The organism is Phytohabitans sp. LZ39, assembly GCF_059359075.1.
This window is the reverse complement of the sequence record NZ_JCADBM010000005.1, coordinates 472,563-491,622: the sequence shown is the minus strand read 5'-3', so window position 1 is coordinate 491,622 and position 19,060 is coordinate 472,563. Positions and strand designations below refer to the sequence as shown.

Genomic DNA, 19,060 nt, shown 5'->3' with positions numbered 1-19,060 from the left:
CCGCGCCGCCTTGCCCCACTGGCTCCACATGTACAACCATCACCGACACCACACCGCCATCGGCGGCCCACCCGCCACCCGCGTACCCAACCTCTCCGGACACAACACCTAGATCTCGAAGCTCGCACTGCTCACACCCTCGTGGCGGTTACCTGCGGCGACGACAACCCCGTTGCTTTCCCGGATCGCTGATCCGGGAAGGGACATTGTGGACAAACGTCGGCCACCGCCTGGCGCGAGCCCGTCACCACGCCCCCTTTCCTGCCGGCCGGTTGCGTGCAGGGGTGAGCGCGACCAACGGCGGACGGGTGAGGCCGCGGGAGCAACGGTCTGGACCACGACGGACTGGTTTTTGTGCGCAAGTGCGGGACCCGTTTAGCGAGGAGATTGGTGCCTACCCCTCATCGGGCGGCCTCTGTGTGCGTAACTTCGGGACCCACACTTCGGTGGAGGTCGACGCGACGGCTTGCCAGTCTGGGCCTGGCATCCTGGCCCCATGGCAGATGACGAGTTAGAGGGCCTGCTGTCCGAGCAGATTGCCTACTACCGCACACGCGCCCACGAGTACGACGCCACGTACCCGCTTGACGCTCAGGCCGACGCGGACGCCCGGGCTCAGCTCTTGACCGAGTTGGAAGCGCTCGCACCCTACGGCAGGGTGCTGGAGCTGGCGTGCGGTACCGGACAATGGACCGTCGAGCTCGCCCGCCATGCAACGACGGTGACCACCGTCGATGCTGCACCTGAGGCATTGGCGATCTGTCGCCAGCGTGTCGGCGCGGCCCACGTGCATCTTGTCGAAGCTGACCTGTTCACGTGGCGGCCGCGAGAGCGCTACGACTTCGTCTTCTTTTCAGCCTGGTTGTCACATGTGCCACCTCAGCGCTTCGACGACTTCTGGGGGCTTGTCGCCGATTGTCTGGCGCCGGGTGGCCGGGTATTCGTGATCGACGAATTGCCGGCGGTGGCCGTCGTGGAGCATCCGGCCCCTGGGCGGTCCGCGCCGGCCGTCCGCCGCGTGGTCGGCAGCGGCCAAGCCTTTCGCGCCGTCAAGGTCCTCTACGCCCCAGACGAACTGCGCGCCCGCCTCGACACCCTCGGCTGGAATACGGACGTCAGAACGGTGGGCTGGCGGTTCTTCTCCGCCTCGCTGCGGCGAGGCTAGCTCAAATCTCCGTCTAAATAAGGGATTCGGTGGTCGAAGCCTCGCCTGCTTAGGCATCAGCTCCTTTGGTGGCGGCGGGGCTCAGTCGTTGGTGGACGCCCCTGGTCCAGTCACGGCATACCGGGCGGCGATGGTGCGGACGGCCTCGTCGACTACCTGAGCGACGCGTTCGGCGCTAACCTCCCAGCCCGGCACTAGGAGTGTTGGCCAGAAGACGTAGTTGGAGATCATGCCCAGGAACTGGGTGGCTGCGAGGTCCGCGTCCTCGATCCGCACCGTTCCCGCCTCGTGCTCAGCCAGGAGGTAGCTGCGTACGGACTCGAAGTAGGGCATTTTCCCGTGCGAGAACTGCGCATGGGCCAGCTCCGGGAACCGCGGCAGCTCGGCGATGACGATCCGGAACAGGTCGGTCATCTGGGGCCGGCTCAACAGCTCGGCGTAACGGCGACCGATGGCGCTGAGCCCCTCGACGACGTTGCCTGCCGGCGGAGGATCCTCCTCGTCAGCGGTTGACCAGGATTCGGTGACGATGGCGTCGAACAGGGTGGCCTTGCTCGGAAATTGCTTGAACAAGGTGGCCCGCGAGACACCCGAGCGCTCTGCGATCCGCGCCAGCGATGTCCGGTCGTAGCCCAACTCGAGGAACAGTGCTGTCGCGGCCGTCACGATCAGCGCGCGTTTTTCCTGGGCGACGCGCTGGTGGTACGTCGGTACGACACTGCTCATGGACTGAGCATACGAGGTGAGTGGCTTGACTCACCACTGCCGCCAACCTAGTCTCAAGGCAGTGGTGAGTCGCTGGGCTCACCGTCGGCCGCCGTTCATCGCCGATGATCCCGGTCAGTCACCCACGTACCGAAGGAACAGCTGATGCCCCGCTTCGACAACCAGACCGTGCTCGTGACCGGTGGGACCGGTGGCCAGGGCTCCAGCCACGTACGCGCCTTTCACGCGGAGGGAGCGAACGTGGTGATCGGCGACATCGACACCGAACGCGGCGCCGCTCTCGCCGACGAGCTCCGGACCCGCGCTCGGTTCGCCCGCCTCGACGTCACCGACGAGAGTTCGTGGTCCGCCGCTGTGCTAGCCGCCGAGAGCGCCTTCGGCGCCCTGAACGTGCTCGTCAACAACGCGGGCGTCCAGAACCCGCCGGCGCCGATCGAGAACACGGACCAGGCCACGTGGTCGCGCATCCTCGACATCAACCTCACAGGGACCTTCCTCGGCATCAAGGTCGCCGCCCCCGCTCTGCGCCGCGCGGCAGGGGGAGCCATCGTCAACATCGCCTCGACGATGGGCCTGGGCGGCACGGCGCACTACGCGCCGTACGTCGCCAGCAAGTGGGCCGTGCGAGGCCTCACCCAAACGGCAGCACTCGAGCTCGGCCGGGACCACATCCGGGTGAACACCATCCACCCCGGCGTGATCGCGACCCCCTTCATCCACGAACCAGCAGCCGGCGCCACCGCGGCAATCGCCGACTTCTACTCACCCGAGCCGTTCGCCATCCCCCGGCTCGGGGAGCCGACCGACGTCACCCGGCTTCTGCTGTTCCTCACGTCATCAGACGCGTCGTTCATCACGGGGTCGGAGTACGTCATCGACGGTGGACTCCTCCTCGGGCCCGCCCTTCAGACCGAGACCACATGAGCAGTCCAGACACGACCGGATGGAGCGACGCCGCACGTGACGCGTCTTTGTCGCACCTGCCCGATCACATCCGGCGAGCCATCGAGATCACACCCGCCGCGGGCACCAGCGAACGGATCATCGACATCACGACGCTGGGCCGCCGCACCGGCCGGCCACGCCGCATCGAGATCTTCTTCTACCGAGCTGCGGGCACGACCTACCTGTGTAGCGGCGCCGGCGGCGGAGCGACCGACTGGCATGCGAACCTTCTCGCCAATCCCCACTTCACCTTCCACCTCAAGAACGGGATCCGCGCGGATCTGCCCGCCCGGGCCACGCCTGTCACCGACCCAGCTGAACGTCAGGCCGTGCTGGCGGAGATCGTCGCGGATCTCAATCAGCCCCACGACCCCGGCACCATCCGGCCGACTCGGCTCGAAGACTGGGCTGACAGTCGGCTGATGCGCATCAGCTTCCGCCAGCGGCCGTGATCGCGGATCCTTCGACAGGGACGCGCCGGACGGCCGGCGGCACCGCCGCTGTGGTGACATGGCCAGGCAGCGCGCTGGAGGCGGTGGCCGGGCCGCCACCGCCTCCAGCGATTTCTGAACGGTCTGCCGACGCGTCGTCTGGTCTTAGTAGAGGTCGGCTACGGGGTTGAAGCACTCGTTCAAGTCATGACCCTCGTCGGCCCAGGAGTTGTCGGTGTCGCTCGCGGCTTCCTTGACGTAGCAAACGAGGTCGCTCACCTTTTCGTACCTGTCGACGATCTTTTTGGCGCGGTCCAAGAAGCGACCTACGTCGTTCCAGGAGAGGTCGCCGGTGGGGTCCATCCGGTTGATCGGGTCGGACTGGGCGTAGGCGTATGCGTTGCGTTCTTGCCCAGTCGGGTCTGGCGAGGTGAAACGCCCCCAGTAGGAGTTGTAGTAGCGGAGCCCGAACAGGGCGATTCCGCTGTCGAGCAAGTAGTTGCCGAGGTACCGGAACGGGTTTGTCGCACCGGCTCCGGAGGAGCTGTTCCGCCCGTACGCCGTGTACGTGTAGTGGGCCGCCAGCGCACCGCTGGTGTCGAGCAGCGCCAGCACGGTGCCCTGGTGGTCAGTGATCAGGTTGTAGCGCGTGGCCCCGGCCTTCTCGGTGACAAGGCGGCCGTCGGGGTCGCGCGTGACGCTGGTGCGGGCTCCGTTCACGACAGCGCTGGTGATGCCGAGAGCGGTGTGGGTGAAGACGTGTGTCGTGGCGACGCCGTTGTTGTTCTCGCTGATCGTGCGCGGCTCGGTCTGGTCGACGGAGTCGTAGCTGGCGGCGAAGATCTCGACGCCCTGCGCGGTGGCTCCCCGGATCCACTGGTTCGTCGACGAGTACCAGAAGTTGTTGTTCGGGGTGGTGGAGCTGGTGACGTTGCCCGCACCGTCGTAGAACTGGGTCGTGTTCTCCATGACGACCAGCTGGTTGGCCGCGTTGTACGTGCGGTTGGACGTGCTGGTCAAGGAACTGATCGCGGTGATGTTGTCCGCCTTGTCCACCGTGTACGTCGTCAGTGTCTCCTTGGTGAGGTGGCGCAACTGGTCGTACTCGTAGGTGGTGGTGGGTGAGATCACGTTCCCTCTCCGCACGGACTTGCTCTGCATCTGATCGGTGTCGGCGCCGGCCGCGGTGGTGAAGCGGTAGGTGACCCGCAGCAGCTCGGTGCCGGCGGCGTTGCTGACGGCGAGGCTGGTCAGGCGGCCCGCGCCGTCGTAGCCGTTGGTCTGGGTGCCGGCACCGGGGAACGTCGTGGACGTGCGCCGGTCGGCCGCGTCATAGCCGAAGGTGGTGGTCTGCCCGAACGGGTCGGCCAGCGAGGTCAGCCGGTACGCGATGTCGTAGCCGTACCGGGTGGTGCCTCCCGGATCGGTGAGGGAGGTGAGGTTCCCCGCCTTGTCGTAGGTGTAGGTCACCGTCTCGGTGGCCGTACCTTGCGTGCGGGCCGCCGATGTGACCTGCGAGCCGGTGGGGTGGGTGTCGTAGGCGAAGCGGGTCGTCACCTCCGCCGTCTCCCGCTTGGTCAGGTTGCCGAGCGAGTCGTAGGTCATCGCCTGTAGCGCGACGCCGCTGTGGCTGATCGCGACGATCCGGTCCAGCCGGTCGTAGTGGTATTCGATGCGCTTGCCCGCGCCGTCGGTGATGCTCGTGATCCGGGACAGGGAGTCGTAGGTGTAGCGGGTCTGCCCCATCGGCAGGGGCGGGACGACGGCGGTCAGGTTGCCCTGCGCGTCGTAGGTGAACTCGGTGATGTTGCCGTTGGCGTCCTTCCGCGAGGTGAGCAGTGCCCGTGGTCCGCTGTAGGCGCGCACCTCCACGTCGACCGCCAGCGGCGTAGAGCGGATCTTCGTGAGGTTGCCGGCCGCGTCGTACTCGCGGGTCAGCTCGTTGCCGGCCGGGTCCTTGACGGACGTGGGCAGGTTCGGCAGCGCGGTGTTGGCGTAGCCGAAGGTGGTGGTGGCGCCGGTGGGCAGCTTGGTGGAGATCAGGTTCCGAAGGCTGTCGTAGACACCGGTCGTGGAGTTTTGCAGGCCGTCCGTGACGGCCTGGACGTCGCTGCTGGCGGTCCACGTCCGCGACTGCGAATGGCCCAGGGGATCTTTGGCCTGGACCTGGCGCCCTAGGGCGTCGAACGTGTAGATGGTCTTGTTGCCGTTCGGATCGGTCTGTGTGGTCTGCGTATCGCTGTCGTACGCGAACAGCGTGTCGACCGGTCCTGCGGGGCGAGGGGTCGTCACCTGCGCCACCTCACCGAGGGCGGTGAAGGTGAAGCGCCATACCCGGCTGGCCTGATCAGTGAGGGTCTTCAGCCTGCTGCCGTCGTAGGTCATGCTGACGGACCCGCCCTCGCGGTTGGTGAACCCGATCAGCCGCCCGTCGGCGTCGTACGTGTAGTCGCCGACCACCGCACCGCTGGGATCCGTGACCCGGCTGATCCGCCCCCCGCTGTTGACGAACCGGGTCACCCGTCCCTGTGAGTCCGCGACCGAGGCCAGCGTGCCGTCGCTGTTGAAGTAGTAGGTGATGGCGTTGCCGTTGCGGTCGGCCCGGTGCAGCGGCCACCCGTGCGCGTTGAATGCCCAGGTCTCGCCGCTGTCGATGAACCGGGCCGTGAAGGAGCCGCCGCTGTTCTTCGTCAGCGTCGCCCGGATGCCGTTGCTGCCGGGGCCGAAGGTGCCGTTGGCGTTCTGCCGGAACTCCACGCAGCCGCCGCCGTCCACCGGCATACGCACCACGCCCGAGGACGACAGATCCAGCGCCATCGACGCCCCGGCGTTGAAATGCCACTTGTCCAGATAGCCCCACGAGTGCTGGAGGTTGAACGTGATCCCGGTGCCGCGCACGGTGAGATCCCGGTGGTCGATCCAGAGCGTTCCGGCGGAGAGGTTCACCCCGAACTGCAACCGGTCACTGATGCGGAACCGCTCCATCGGGTAATCCGGCAAAACTCCCCATGCGCGGATACGGCAGGAAGACGTTTGCCCCGTGACGTCCTGCGGAGGCAGGTTCGGCGGCGCCCCGCCCACGATGGTCCGATTGGCCGACCCGGGTATCCACGCCGTGAGTGGAACCTCGGGAGGCGCCGCTCCGGCGACGGTCGGCGTCACCACGACCGCGCAGAGCGCGGCGACCACCGCCGTCGCTGTGCCACCGACGAGGGCACGCAGCGTCGGACCGCGCGATGGTGGACGTATCATGAGACTCCTCCTCTGCTGGGAGATCCGACCGGCCGAACCTACGCAACCGCGCCTTCATTTAGGCTTCAGTGCGCATTCGCGGTGTCCAAGCCGGTCGACGCCATGCCACGCGCCGAATGACCAACAATGCGCCCGGCCGTAGCGACCGGTGCGGCGCCGCTGTGGCGCCGCACCGGCTGGAAAACGTCAGCTGAGCCGGATCGGTAGTGGTGTCGCACCGAGCGCCGAGACCTCCACGGCTGTGCGTACCGCCGTGGTGTATCCGGTCTTGGAGGTGGTGAGCGTGTACGTGCCCGCGGGTGCGGTGATGCGGTAGTAGCCGGCGCCGTCGGTGGTGGCGGTGAGTCCGCCACCAGCGTCCACTGTGGCCCCGGCAATGGGTGTGCCGTTGGTGGCGGTGACCCGGCCGATGACGGTGGGTCCGGCGATCGGGTTCGCGCCGATGGTGACTGTGATGACTGTGTACGAATGCGGCGGGAAGGTGTAGTCGAAGCTCGCCCCAACGCCGGTGAGGGTGCTGGTGGTGGTCTGGATGAGGTTGGGGTTCTGCCAGGTGTTCTGGTCGAGATAGCCGGTCGAGTTGACGGTGGCGACGCTCGCCGTGGAGCCGATCGTGCCCGCGCCGGTCAGGTTGACGGTGGATGTCTGCCCGGCCGACGGGTCGCGGTTGACCACCGACAGGTAGAGCTTGGTGCCGTCGGCCGAGCGGGTGGTGGTGACGTCGAGCATGGGCACGCCGCCGCGGGCGGGCAGGTTGCCCACGGCCGGCGCGTTGTAGGTCGGCCCGGTGAGGCTGGTGTTCAGCAGCAGCGGCCCCCGTTGGGTGGCGGCCAGCTTCTGCACCAGGTAGCCGGGGGTGACGAAGCTGCCGCGATTGGCCAGCCGGATCGCACTGCCATCCCAGAAGTTCACCAGCGCGGACGCGCCGTTGAGTTCGTTGGCGTCGGCTCGGCGCACGAACAGGTTCAGCAGGCCCGCCTCCTGTAGGGCCCCTTCGAGGGTGCGGGTGCGGCGGTGTTCCTCGTTGAAGTACATGGCGTTGTGCTCGGTGACGGCGAGCTTGATGTCGCGACCGCCACTGTTGGCGAGGACGGTGTCGGTTGCGGTGGCCATGCGGTCGCCGATCACCGCTGGGGCGCCCACGGATGCCTGGTAGACGGTGAGGTTGTCGTAGTTGGCGGGCAACGGCTGTGGGCTGTAGTAGTGCACCGACAGGTGGTCCATGCGGCTGGCCGAGGTGGTCAGGACGGTGGTGTTCCAGGTTTGGTCGTTGTTGGTGCCGTCGCCGCCCTCGCCGATGAACGCGATCGTCGGGTCCTTGGCGGCCATGGCGTCGTGGAAGATGTTGTAGCTGGCGGCGTAGTTGGCCGCGCTGGTCCAGCCGGGCGTCCAGGATCCCCAGACCTCGTTGCCGATCTCCCACGTACGCACGTTCCACGGTTGGCTGCGGCCGTTGGCGGCGCGCTGGGCGCCGTACGTGGTGGACGTGCCGCCGTTGGTGTACTCGACCCAGTTGGCGGCGGTCGTTGGGGTGCCGCGGCCCCAGTTGACGTTGAGGTAGACCGGGATCGCGAGGGCTTCGGCGAGCGCGAGGACCTCGTCGGTGCCGACGTCGTTGGTCAGCCACAGCGCGTCCCACTGGTTGTAGTGCATGGGTGGCCGGTTGTCGCGCGCGCCGATGCCGTCGGTGAAGGTGTAGCTGTCGGCGATGATGCCGCCGGGCCAGCGGATCGCGCCCGGCTTCAACGCGGTCAGGGCGTCGACGAAGTCTTTGCGCCAGCCGCCGAGGGTGACCTCGGCCGGGTCGAGGGGCATGACGCTGACCATGTCTATCCACAATGTACCGGTGCCGGCGGTGCCGAGGAACAGCTTCGCGTACGGGTCGGTGGTGTTCGGGGTCAGGGTCGCGGTGAACTTCGCCCATCCCGCCCCGAGCCCGGTGAACGTCGTGGACGCGTACGCGGGATAGCTTGCGCTGTCGCCCACGTCGGGTCCGAGGGTCACGGTGACCGGGCTGCTGAGGGCCGTCTGTTTCAGATAGGCGCTGACCCGGTACGCGCGGCCCGCGGTCACCGCGATGGCGCCTTGGCTGACGCCCTTTCGACCGGTGGTGTGCTGGGTGATGTCGACGCGTTGGGCGTAGGTGCCGTTGTAGCCGGCCCGGTCCTGCGTGTAGACGGCCTGGTCGGCGTAGCCGTCCTCGGTCCAGCCGTCGGTGCGCCACCAGGTCAGGTAGTCCCACTTGGTGACCGACGTGCCGAAGCCGTAGAGGAAGGCCGCGTAGTCGCCGTTCGGGACCGCGGTTGTGGTGACGCTGTGCGCGAGCCGACCGTTGGCCAGGAAGTTGATCGTGCGTCCACCGGCGGTCCACCGGCCGACCTCGACGCGCAGGACGGCGGGGAGACTGATCGCCGGGCCGGTCCAGGGTGTGATGCCGTCGCCGAAGACGCGCAGCGTTCCGGCTTCGACGCCGAACTCGACGTACTTGGAGAAGTCGCCGCGGCCCGTGCCGCCGTAGATGTTGAGCAGTCCGTTGGTGCCGGTGTACGAGTCGAGTTTGGCCTCGACGGTGTAGTCGTACACGTCGCCTTCGGAGATCGGCTGCGACATGATGCCGTAGCGGCTGTTCGCGGCGCCGTTGACGACCATCTGGCTGTTGGACATGCTCGAGGTGCCCCAGCCACCGGCCAGTGTGGAGTTGGTCCACGCGGCGCTGATGCCCGGCCCGCCCTCGAAGTGGTTGTCCCACCGGTCGAGCATGTGCACCTGCTTGACGTTGACGTAGTCCCAGTTGGTGGTCGACGTGCCGTAGCCGTAGAGGAACAGCCGGAAGTCGGGCGCGGGCACGTCGAACCGGGTGGCCAGCTCGTGCACCCGGACGCCGTTGACGAAGAACCGGAACAGCCGGCCGTTTGACCAGTACGGGCTGATCTGGACGCTCAGGGTTGCCGGCAGGGTCACCGCCCCGCCGGTGAAGTTGCCGCTGCCGTCGCTGGTGAAGACCTTGGCGACACCGCCTTCCACGCCGAACTCCATGAACTTGCCGAAGTCGCCGGCTCCGGCGCCGCCGTAGATGCTCAGCAGGCCGTTGACGCCGGTGACGCTGGTCAACCTGGCATCGACGGTGGTCCAGTCGACGGCGTTGTTGCGGATGTGATCCGACATGATTCCGTAGCGGGAGTTCGCACCGCCGGTGACAGTGGCGGTGCCGCCGCCGACCGCGACCGTGCCGTTGGTGGCGCCCTCCAGCCGAGTGGGTGTCCACTGTGGAGAAAGGCTGCTGCCCTCGAACGCGTCGTAGGTCGCGTCCGGCGTCACCGTGAGGTAGTCGGCCGTGACCGTGCCGCTCCAGCCGTAGAGAAGGGCGCGATAGGTCGAGGGCAGGCCGGTGAAGCCGGACAGCGTGTGCACCAGTGTGCCGTTGTAGTAGAAGCCGAGGTTGCGTGCTGTTCCGGCCAGACCCGAGACGTCAACGCGCAGGGTGGCCGGTGTGGAGGCGGCGCCGCCGACCCAGGTGGGCTGGCCGTCGGCGAAGACCTTCAGCACGCCACCTTCGATCGCGAACTCGGCGAAGTGGCTGAAGTCGCCGGCGCCGGTCCCACCGTAGACGCTGAGAATGGCGTTGGTCCCGGTGTAGGAGACGACCTTCGTCTCCACACTGACGGTCTTGTACCGGGTCTGCGGGACCGTATTGCTCATGATGCCCCACCGTCCGGGGGCACTCGCGGTGATCACCGCGTTTCCGCCGGCCGTAGAGACGGTCCCGGCGGGCACGCCGTCGAGACTTACCGGCGTCCACCGGGACGCGTCCACAGTGGAGCCGGTGAACCCGTCGTAGACGGTGCTGCGGGCCGAGGTCGTCTGCTCGGCCTCGAACGAGCGGTTCGCGACGCGTTCGGCCCACGCGCCGTTCATCTCGTCGGAGGCCCATTCCATCATCTGACCGGTGACGCCGGGCTGGACGACACCGACCGGTGCGCTCGCGTCGACGGAGATGATGTTGGCGGCGGCGGCGGAGGCTGGTTGCCCGATCGCGATGGTGGAGACGATCAGGCAGATGGCGAGAAAGGCTCGAAGCAAGGTGCGGTACATGGCGTCTCCTTCGCTAAGAGGTACCGCGCGGGGTCTATGGAGCTTTCGGGGTCACGGCGGCTTCGGCCTCCGCGGCCCCGAACATCTGAACCTGGACCGACCTGGGCTACCGCGATGCCCGTCGTGGTCCGGACCGTCGCTCCCGCGGCCTCACCCGCCGCGGTTCGTGAGCTCACCCCGCACCCACCCGGAGTGGCGCCACCGACGCGGCCACGACCCCGGGACCGGGGTCGTGCGTGCGCGGGCATTTGCTCTGCTTCCCTATGGGAGGCACCCGTGTCCAGGCATCGGAAAGCCGGGCCGCCTCCTATACGGAAGCAGAGCAAATGCGTCCGCGACACCACCCCCGGCCACCGACCCGCCGGCGCCTGCCGCTGCGACGACCGGGTGTGGGCTTGAACCGCGGGCCCGGCAGCGGAGGCCGGGGATCCCGGCGAGCGCCAGCGAGCCGCCGGCCGGAGCGGTCTCCGGCGGGAGCGGCGGTCCGCAGCTGACACGGACCCGGGTAAATCTCGCAAAGAAGCCCCTCCCTCCGTCGTAGTCCCGATATTGAAAAGATCTCTAGGTGGTGGGTGCCAGGCGCAGCATGGTCCAGGAGATCGGTGGGAGCACGGCGGTGAGCCCGCCGTCGGCCAGGGTGCTGTCGGTGCTGGTGCGGGGCTGTACCCGGTGGGGGTCTTCGGCGTTGTTGGTGTGTGACAGGTGGTCGGGGACACCTCCGAGGACGAGATGTTCGGCGATGCGCAGTCCCGGCAGGGCGCGCAGGTTGGCGGTGAGGGTGACGGGCTCGGTATCGCCGCGGTTGACGGCCAGGATCGTGACGTGACCGGTCTCCGGGTCGTGGGTGGCGACGACGTCGGCGACCGGGACGTCGCCGTGCTGCACGGTGTCGTAGGTGGCGGTGACGGGTTCGACGCGCAGCACGGTGCCGCGGGCGTGCCGGGCGGTGAGCGCGAACGGGTGGAAAATCGTCTGCCGCCAGGCGGGGCGGTCCGACTCGGCGCGGATCGGGGCGATGATGTTGACCAGCTGGGCCAGGCACGCGACACCGACCCGGTCGGCATGGCGCAGCAGGCTCATCAGCAGCGAGCCGACCACCACGGCGTCCTCGACGGTGTACTCGTCTTCGATGAGCCGGGGCGCCTCGGCCCACGCGAGGTTGGTGTGGCCGGCGAACCGGCTCTCGTACCAGATGTTCCACTCGTCGAAGGAGAGCCGCAGCCGTTTGCGGGAGCGCTTCTTGGCCGCGACGTGGTCGGCGGTGGCGACGACGCCTTCGATGAACCGGTCCATGGCCAGGCCGGAGGCAAGAAACCCGGCCCGGTCCTCGCCGTGCTTCTGGAAGTACGCGTGCAGCGAGATGTAGTCGACGTACTCGAAGGTGTGGTCGAGGACGGTCGCTTCCCAGGCGCCGAAGGTAGGCATCCGGTCGTTGGAGCTGCCGCAGGCCACGAGCTTGATGCTCGGATCGACCTGCCGCATCGCCTTGGCTGTCTCGGCCGCCTGCGCGCCGTAGGCGTCGGCGCTCTTGTGGCCGACCTGCCACGGGCCGTCCATCTCGTTGCCTAGGCACCACAGCTCGATGCCGTGCGGCTCGGCGATCCCGTGCTTGCGCCGCAGGTCCGACCAGTAGGTGCCGCCCGGGTGGTTGGCGTACTCGAGCAGGTCGCATGCCTCCTGGATGCCGCGGGTGCCGAGGTTGACCGCCATCATCGGCTCGACACCGGCACGCCGGGTCCAGGTCATGAACTCGTTGAGCCCGAAGGCGTTGGTCTCGACCGACCGCCACGCCAGATCCAACCGCCGCGGCCGCTCGGCCAGCGGTCCGACCCCGTCCTCCCACCGGTACCCGGAGACGAAGTTGCCGCCCGGGTAGCGCACCACGGTGATGCCGAGCTCGCGGACCAGCTTGAGCACGTCCAGGCGCAGCCCGTCGGTGTCGGCCTCGGCGTGGCCCGGTTCGAAGACGCCGCCGTAGACGCAGCGGCCCATGTGCTCGACGAACGAGCCGAACAGGCGCGGGTCCACGGCGGCGATGCCGAAGGCGGGGTCGAGCGTGACGGTGCAGGTGAGCACGGCGGTACTTCCCATCATTTGAGGCCGGTGGTGGCGATGCCCTGCACGAAGAAGCGCTGGGCGAGCAGGAACGCGACGGCGAGCGGCGCCAGCGAGATGGCCGCGCCGGCCATCAACGCGGCGTGGTCGACGCCGGACTGGCTGGAAAACAGGGTCAGCGCGGACGGCAGTGTCCGCATGTCGAGAGAGGTGGAGACGACCAGCGGCCACAGGAAGTCGTTCCACAAGGCCATGAACTGGATGACGAATAGCGACGCCAGGGCTGGCTTCGACAGCGGCAGAATGATCCGCCAGTAGATCTGGAAACTGTTGGCGCCGTCGATGTGCGCGGCGTCCTCGAGCTCCCGTGGCAGCGTGCGGAAGAACTGGCGCAGCATGAAGATGCCCAGTGCGCTTGTGGCCCGCGGGATGATCAGCCCCTGGAAGGTGTTGAGCCAACCCAGGTCGAACAGCGTCAGGAAGACCGGGATGATGGTGATCTGGAACGGCACCATGAGGGTGGCCAGGATGACGAGGAAGATCGCCTGGCGGCCGCGAAACCGCAGCCGGGCCAGGGCGTAGCCGGCCAGCGAGTCACACAGGACCAGCAGGACCGTCGTGCCGGCGGCGAAGACGAAGGTGTTGAACGCCAGCCGGGCGAACGGAAGCTGGGTCAGCACCGCGTGAAAACCCGACAGGCTCCACTCGGTCGGCCACAGCCGGGCCGGGTCGGCGTAGAGGTCGGCCGGCGTACGCAGGGACACGCCGACCATCCAGACGAACGGCAGGATCGTTGCGGCCGCGGCCAGGATCAGGACCCCCCACGACGCGTAGCGGACGACCCGCCGCAGGACGCGCAGCGCACCCGGCACCCAGGCCGGCGCCGCGCCCCGTGTCATCGTCTCACTCGTCATCGTCGCGCCTCGCGATCCGCAGCTGGACCAGGGAGACCGCAAGGATCAGCAGGAACAGCACCCAGGCGATGGCACTGGCGTAGCCGAGCCGGAACTCGACGAACCCACGCTGGTAGAGATAGGCCACAATGGACTCCGTGTGAAACAGCGGCCCGCCACCTGTCATCACGTAGACGAGATCGAAGAGTTGAAGCGACGTGACCGTCGAGATCACGGTGGTAAACAGCAATGCGGGGCGCAGTTCGGGGAGTATGACGGCACGCAGCCGCTGCCAGCGCCCGGCACCGTCCAAAGTGGCCGCCTCGACGAGGGCATGCGGCACGCCTTGCAGCGCGGCGAGCAGCACGATCATCGAGAAGCCGACGCCCTTCCAGATCCCGACCGCCATCACCGCCGGCAGCGCGAGGTTGGTGTCGGTCAGCCAGCCCGGACCCACCACCCCGACCGCGGCCAGCCAGCCGTCGACCAGGCCGACCTGCGGGTCGAGCAGAAACTTCCAGACCACCCCGACCACGGCGAACGAGGCGATGGTCGGGAAGAAGAACGCCGAGCGCAGCAGCGACGTCAGCCACGTGGTACGCCGCAGCCACAGCGCCAGCGCCAGACCCCCGAGAACCTGCCCGGCCGTCACGACCACCGTGTACAGGCCAGTGACCCGCAGGCTGTTGTGGAACCGCTCGTCGGTGAGCAGCTCGCGGTAGTTGCCCAGGCCGACCCACGTATGGGTGGTCTCGCCGACGGTCCAGTCGTGCAGGCTCATCCAGCCGGAACGCACGATCGGTTCGGCGATGAAGACGCCGATCAGCAGCAGGCTCGGCGCGACGTACAGGTAGGCGGGGTTGAGTCGCGGCCGGCGCCGGCGACGCGGGGCGGACGATCCGGTCCACCGGGTTGCCCCGGTGGACCGGACGCTCGTCGAGGTCACGACTGGCAGCCGGTGATCTTATCGATCGCCTCGGCGGCGGCTTCGGCCGAGGACTGGACCGGCTCACCGCGGGTGATCTTGCCGATCAGCGGTACGTACACGTCGGCGTCGATCTTCGCGGAGGTCGGTAGGCCCGGCAGATACAGCCGCGCGTGCGGCAGGCCGGCGACGAACGGCGCGACGATCGGGTTGCTCGCCGTGACGTCGGTGCGGACGGGCGGGAATCCGGACGCGTCGCTGAACGCGGTCTGCGCGGCCTTCCCCGTCCACCAGGCGAGGAACTCCAGCGCCTGCGCCTTGTGCTTGGTGGACTTGCCGATCGCCATCGGGACCGTCGAGGCCAGCGTGACGGGCCCGCCGGGGCCGACCGGGATGGCGGCGATGCCGAGGTCGATGCCGGCTTCCTTGAACCCGGCGGCGGCCCACGGCCCGTTGATCTCCATCGCGGCCTTCTTGGCGGAAAACAGCGTGTCGGCGTCGGCGCCGGTCTGTCCGACCGGGCTCACCTTGTCCTTGGCCACCAGGTCGGCCCAGGTTTGCAACGCTTGGACACTGGCCGGCTCGGCGATCGTGGCGCAGCCCTTGGCGTCGACGATGTCGCCGCCGTTCATCCACTGGAGGATGGGCCACATCTGGATGGTCTGGCGGTCGGCGAGGGAGATGCCGTACTGGGTGACCTTGCCGCCGTCGGTTTTGGTCAGCTTCTTCGCCGCGGTGGTGAGCTCGTCGGCGGTTTTCGGCACCGACACACCGTCCGCGGCCAGCATCGCCTTGTTGTAGTAGAGGACGAGGGTCGCCATGTTCGCCGGTGCGGCGTACAGCTTGCCGTCGATGGTGAACGCGCTGGTCACCGTCTTCGGAAACAGCACGGAGTTGATCTTCGTGTCACCGTCGCCGATCGCCTCGTCCAGCGGCAGCAGCGAGTTCGTGCGGACGTAGTTGAACAGCACGCCGGGATCGAAGTTCGGCGTGGCCAGGTCGGGTCCTTGGCCGGTGGCCCAGGCGCCGGGCAGCTTTTGCCCGATGGCGTCCCACGGCTGCACGTCCATGGTGACCTTGATCTTCGGGTGGCTGTCGTTGAACTGCTTCACCAGCGCCTCGTACGCGGGGCGGTCCGGGCCAGTGAACCCGGTCCACAGGCTCAGCTCGACTACGCCGTCGTCCGTGCCGGCCGTGCCCGAGCCGCAGCCCGTAGCCGTCAACAGCCCTGCGACCAGGACCGCTGTGATCTTCCATGGTGATCTCATATGGGTTGACCTTCCGTCCCAGCTCAGGGGAGATTGCCGCTCAGGGGAAATTTTCAATCATGTTCCATCGTTGGAACGACGTTGTAAAGGGATCTTGGCAAGCTTTTTACAACGTTGTATGTTGAAGCCTCAGGACCCCCACGAGTGAGGACGATCGATGGCCGCCACCCTCAAGGACGTCGCCGCCCGCGCCGGCGTATCGGTGAAGACGGTCTCCAACGTGGTCAACGGCTACACCTTCGTCACCGAGCAAAACCGCCTCCGCGTCCAGGAAGCCATCGAGCAGCTCGGGTACGTGCCGAACATCGGCGCCCGCAACCTCCGCAAGGGTCGCACCGGCTTCGTCACCCTCGCCGTGCCGGAGCTGACCAACCCTTACTTCGCCGAACTCTGCGGCCTGGTCATGACCGCCGCCGCGCGGCACGACTGGACCGTCCTCATCGAACAGACCGGCGGCGTCCGGGAGCAGGAGCTGACGGTCGTCGACGCGGCTCACCGGTCGCTGGTCGACGCCATCATTTTCAGCCCGATCGGCCTGCACCCCACCGACCTGGCCGAGTCCGGCATCGACACCCCCCTGGTCCTGCTCGGCGAACGCGCGCTGAACGGTCGTGCCCACCACGTCGCCATCGACAACGTCGCCGCCGCGACCACCGCCACCACGCACCTCGTCGATCTCGGCCGCCGCCGGATCGCGGCCATCGGTGACCAGCCCGGACCGCACGGCACCGCCGCTCTACGCCGCCGCGGTTACCTCCGCGCTCTCGAAGCCGCCGCCATCACGCCGGACCCCGCCCTGGTCGTCAGCGCCGCGAGCTACAGCAGAGCCGAGGGCGCCGCCGCCATGCGTCACCTGCTCGCCCTGCCGGCACCCCCCGACGCGGTCTTCTGCTTCAACGACCTGCTCGCCATCGGCGCCCTATGTGCACTTCGCGACCGCGGCCTGAGCGTGCCCGGAGACGTCGCCGTGGTCGGATTCGACGCCATCGACGAGGGCAACTACACCGCACCGAGGCTGACCACCATCGCTCCCGACAAATCCGCGATCGCCGAAGCCGCCGTCACCCTCGCTCACACCGCAAACCGCGACGGCAGCCAGGATCCGCGAGACGTCGTGACGCCTTTCACCCTCGTCGTTCGCGAAAGCACGACGATCTGAGCGGCGATCGGGACCGGTGCGTGAGCGGGCACGGCGGGTCATTTCAGCGATCGCTGCACGTGCGTGGTCGGGCAGGAAGCACAGCAGGCCCTGGGGTGAGAGCCGCCGGCGCTACCCGACGATCATGAGGGAGGGGTGGAGTCCACTAGGCTGGCCCACGTGTCACAGCCGACTCCCGACGCCGGCGCGGACCGCCCGCTGGTATGGGCTCCGGAAGAGGTGCGGGTCCGCATCGAACAACAGGTCGAGCCGGGAGTGAGTCTGCCGCGACGGGTCATCCTGACGGCGGTTTCTGCCTTTGTCCTGACCTGGCCGCTGGCCTTCCTCGTGTTCATGGTCACCACCCTCGCCCTGCCCTCGGTGACCAACGACGCCAGCGTCGGCACGGTCGCGCGCTGGGCGTTGTGGTTCGCCGCGCTGCTCACGGTCGCGGCGGTTGTCGCGGCCCTGCGGCAGCGCGCCGGCAGGGCCGACGAGGAGGCCGAGCCGTCGACGCGTGAGACCGTGGTGCGGATAGCGATCTACGCGCTATTCACCGGCGTGTGCGCGGGGGTGGTGTTGGCGCCGCACGGGCTGTCCCTCGGCCAGATCGCCGTGCTGACCGTCATGCTCATCGTCGTGCTGCACCTCATGCCGGTGCTGGCGGCCAGGCTGCTACACCGACGCCTACAGCGCCGTCAGGACGGCATGTGACTCAAGTGCCGCCCATGATTCGACAGCGGGGTTCGCAGGCTGCCCGCGGACACGAAAAATGGCGCATGGTGACCCGCGCGCCGAGTGATTGATAGGCCAAGTGAGCCATTTCATCGTGGGTAGCGGTCGTGATGAGCGCCGAGGTGTGGTCGAGGCCTGCTTAGGGTGATGGGATGGCAGGGACTTTGCGGGCTGGGGTTGCCGAGGCGCTGCGCGGTGTGCGTGCGGCCGTTGCCTGGACTGGGCCAGATCATCTGCCCGGTCTCATATCAGCGGTCGCTCCGGCCGTAGGGGCTGACCAGATCGTGATCTATCTGGCCGACTATCCGCAGACGCGGCTGGTGGAGCTGACCGCCGGGACCGGTGCTGAGCTGCCGATCGAGACAACCCTTGCCGGGCGGGCGTACATCAGCTTGGAAGTGCAGCACGCTACTGAGGATCCGGACCGGTTGTGGGTGCCGCTGGTCGACGGGTGCGAACGGCTCGGTGTGCTGGAGTTCGTCTCGCCGGCAGCGGTCAACGACGAGGTGGAGGCCGCATGCATGGAGATCGCCGCACACATTGCCCAGCTGGTCAAGAACCGGCGGCCCTACGGTGACACGCTCGAGCGGGCGCGGCGGCGGATGCCAATGCATCTGGCCGCGGAGATTGTCTGGGGTTTGCTGCCGCCGTTGACGTTCGCGACCGACGACGTAGTCGTCACCGCGATCCTGGAGCCCTGCTACGACGTCGGCGGCGACGTGTTCGACTACGCCCTCAACGGTGATGTGCTCAGCTTCGCGCTATTCGACACCTGTGGGCATGGCATCGCGGCCAGCACGCTGGCCGCGCTGACCATCAACGCGTACCGCAACGCCCGCCGCAGCGGACTGGACCTGCCCGATACCGCCGCGGCGATCGACGTGTGGCTGCGGCGGCGGCACCCGAACTCGTTCGCCACGGCGATCCTCGCCGAGCTCGACCACACCACCGGAATCCTGCGCACGATCAACGCCGGACACCCCGGCGCCCAGGTACTGCGGGAGGGCAGGGCGGTCAAGGAACTGCCCGCGCCAACCGCTTTGCCGCTCGGTCTGCATCACATGTCCGAGCGCCGCCCGGACATGCACGAAGAATCACTGCAATCCGGCGATCGGGTGCTCGCGTACACCGACGGTGTCACCGACGCGTTCAACGCCGAAGGCGAACGGTTCGGCCTCGGCCGCCTCCTCGATCTGGTCCAGCGGGCGCTCAACGACGAGTTGCCCGCCCCGGAAAGCATGCGCCGGCTGGTCCGGGCCGTCGTGGAGCACCAGTTCAACGAACTCCAAGACGATGCCACCGCGGTGCTGGTGCAATGGCGACCCGCACAGGCCAGCAAGTGAAGGCACCTTGGTACATCGAAGGTGCCGATGCGGTTCCTCCCATGGAACGACGCTCGTTAACCGCTCGGCTTCTACCGTCGTAGGCGTCCGGA

General features: G+C 67.8%; 13 protein-coding genes and 1 pseudogene. 7 read left to right on the top strand and 7 right to left on the bottom strand.

What is annotated here, in order from left to right:
- Both AC5L36_RS13705 and AC5L36_RS13700 read left to right on the top strand, forming a co-directional pair.
- Window positions 1-112, top strand: a pseudogene (locus AC5L36_RS13705) (IS481 family transposase); the annotation flags it as partial.
- 384 nt (window positions 113-496) lie between these two features.
- Window positions 497-1,165, top strand: coding sequence for a class I SAM-dependent methyltransferase (locus AC5L36_RS13700; RefSeq protein WP_441215851.1), 669 nt, complete (start codon window positions 497-499; stop codon window positions 1,163-1,165).
- Between the two features lie 81 nt (window positions 1,166-1,246).
- Here the strand turns inward: AC5L36_RS13700 and AC5L36_RS13695 are convergent, their stop codons facing one another.
- Window positions 1,247-1,891 (bottom strand): TetR/AcrR family transcriptional regulator, encoded by a 645-nt coding sequence (locus tag AC5L36_RS13695; RefSeq protein ID WP_441215850.1) that lies wholly within the window; start codon window positions 1,889-1,891, stop codon window positions 1,247-1,249.
- Window positions 1,892-2,035: 144 nt separating this feature from the next.
- Between AC5L36_RS13695 and AC5L36_RS13690 the strand changes: the two genes are divergently transcribed.
- Both AC5L36_RS13690 and AC5L36_RS13685 read left to right on the top strand, forming a co-directional pair.
- Window positions 2,036-2,815 (top strand): glucose 1-dehydrogenase, encoded by a 780-nt coding sequence (locus AC5L36_RS13690; protein WP_441215849.1) that lies wholly within the window; start codon window positions 2,036-2,038, stop codon window positions 2,813-2,815.
- Window positions 2,812-3,288 (top strand): nitroreductase/quinone reductase family protein, encoded by a 477-nt coding sequence (locus tag AC5L36_RS13685; RefSeq protein WP_441215848.1) that lies wholly within the window; start codon window positions 2,812-2,814, stop codon window positions 3,286-3,288. The genes AC5L36_RS13690 and AC5L36_RS13685 overlap by 4 nt, the downstream gene beginning before the upstream one ends.
- 144 nt (window positions 3,289-3,432) lie before the next feature.
- Here AC5L36_RS13685 and AC5L36_RS13680 read toward each other — a convergent pair whose 3' ends face one another.
- The 6 genes from AC5L36_RS13680 to AC5L36_RS13655 form a co-directional block, all read right to left on the bottom strand.
- Window positions 3,433-6,252 carry an RHS repeat-associated core domain-containing protein gene (locus tag AC5L36_RS13680; RefSeq protein ID WP_441215847.1) on the bottom strand — a complete coding sequence of 940 codons (2,820 nt, stop codon included), beginning with the start codon at window positions 6,250-6,252 and terminating at the stop codon, window positions 3,433-3,435.
- Window positions 6,253-6,705: 453 nt separating this feature from the next.
- Window positions 6,706-10,611 (bottom strand): alpha-L-arabinofuranosidase family protein, encoded by a 3,906-nt coding sequence (locus AC5L36_RS13675; protein ID WP_441215846.1) that lies wholly within the window; start codon window positions 10,609-10,611, stop codon window positions 6,706-6,708.
- 561 nt (window positions 10,612-11,172) lie between these two features.
- Window positions 11,173-12,702, bottom strand: a complete 1,530-nt coding sequence (gene arfA, locus AC5L36_RS13670; protein ID WP_441215845.1) for an arabinosylfuranosidase ArfA — start codon at window positions 12,700-12,702, stop codon at window positions 11,173-11,175.
- Window positions 12,702-13,565 (bottom strand): carbohydrate ABC transporter permease, encoded by an 864-nt coding sequence (locus tag AC5L36_RS13665; RefSeq protein WP_441215844.1) that lies wholly within the window; start codon window positions 13,563-13,565, stop codon window positions 12,702-12,704. Before AC5L36_RS13665 ends, arfA begins: the two co-directional genes overlap by 1 nt.
- Window positions 13,566-13,569: 4 nt before the next feature.
- Entirely contained in the window at window positions 13,570-14,505 is a 936-nt protein-coding gene (locus AC5L36_RS13660) for a carbohydrate ABC transporter permease (protein WP_441215843.1), read from the bottom strand.
- Window positions 14,502-15,752 carry an ABC transporter substrate-binding protein gene (locus tag AC5L36_RS13655; protein WP_441215842.1) on the bottom strand — a complete coding sequence of 417 codons (1,251 nt, stop codon included), beginning with the start codon at window positions 15,750-15,752 and terminating at the stop codon, window positions 14,502-14,504. Before AC5L36_RS13655 ends, AC5L36_RS13660 begins: the two co-directional genes overlap by 4 nt.
- A gap of 157 nt (window positions 15,753-15,909) precedes the next feature.
- Between AC5L36_RS13655 and AC5L36_RS13650 the strand changes: the two genes are divergently transcribed.
- From AC5L36_RS13650 to AC5L36_RS13640, 3 genes are all read left to right on the top strand, one after another.
- Window positions 15,910-16,911, top strand: coding sequence for a LacI family DNA-binding transcriptional regulator (locus AC5L36_RS13650; protein ID WP_441215841.1), 1,002 nt, complete (start codon window positions 15,910-15,912; stop codon window positions 16,909-16,911).
- A 159-nt stretch (window positions 16,912-17,070) separates the two neighbouring features.
- The gene (locus AC5L36_RS13645) at window positions 17,071-17,604 is read left to right on the top strand and encodes a hypothetical protein (RefSeq protein ID WP_441215840.1); all 534 of its coding nucleotides are present in this window, start codon (window positions 17,071-17,073) and stop codon (window positions 17,602-17,604) included.
- 305 nt (window positions 17,605-17,909) lie between these two features.
- On the top strand, window positions 17,910-18,968 hold the full coding sequence (locus tag AC5L36_RS13640; protein ID WP_441215839.1) for a PP2C family protein-serine/threonine phosphatase: 1,059 nt from the start codon (window positions 17,910-17,912) through the stop codon (window positions 18,966-18,968).
- Window positions 18,969-19,060: the final 92 nt, after the last annotated feature.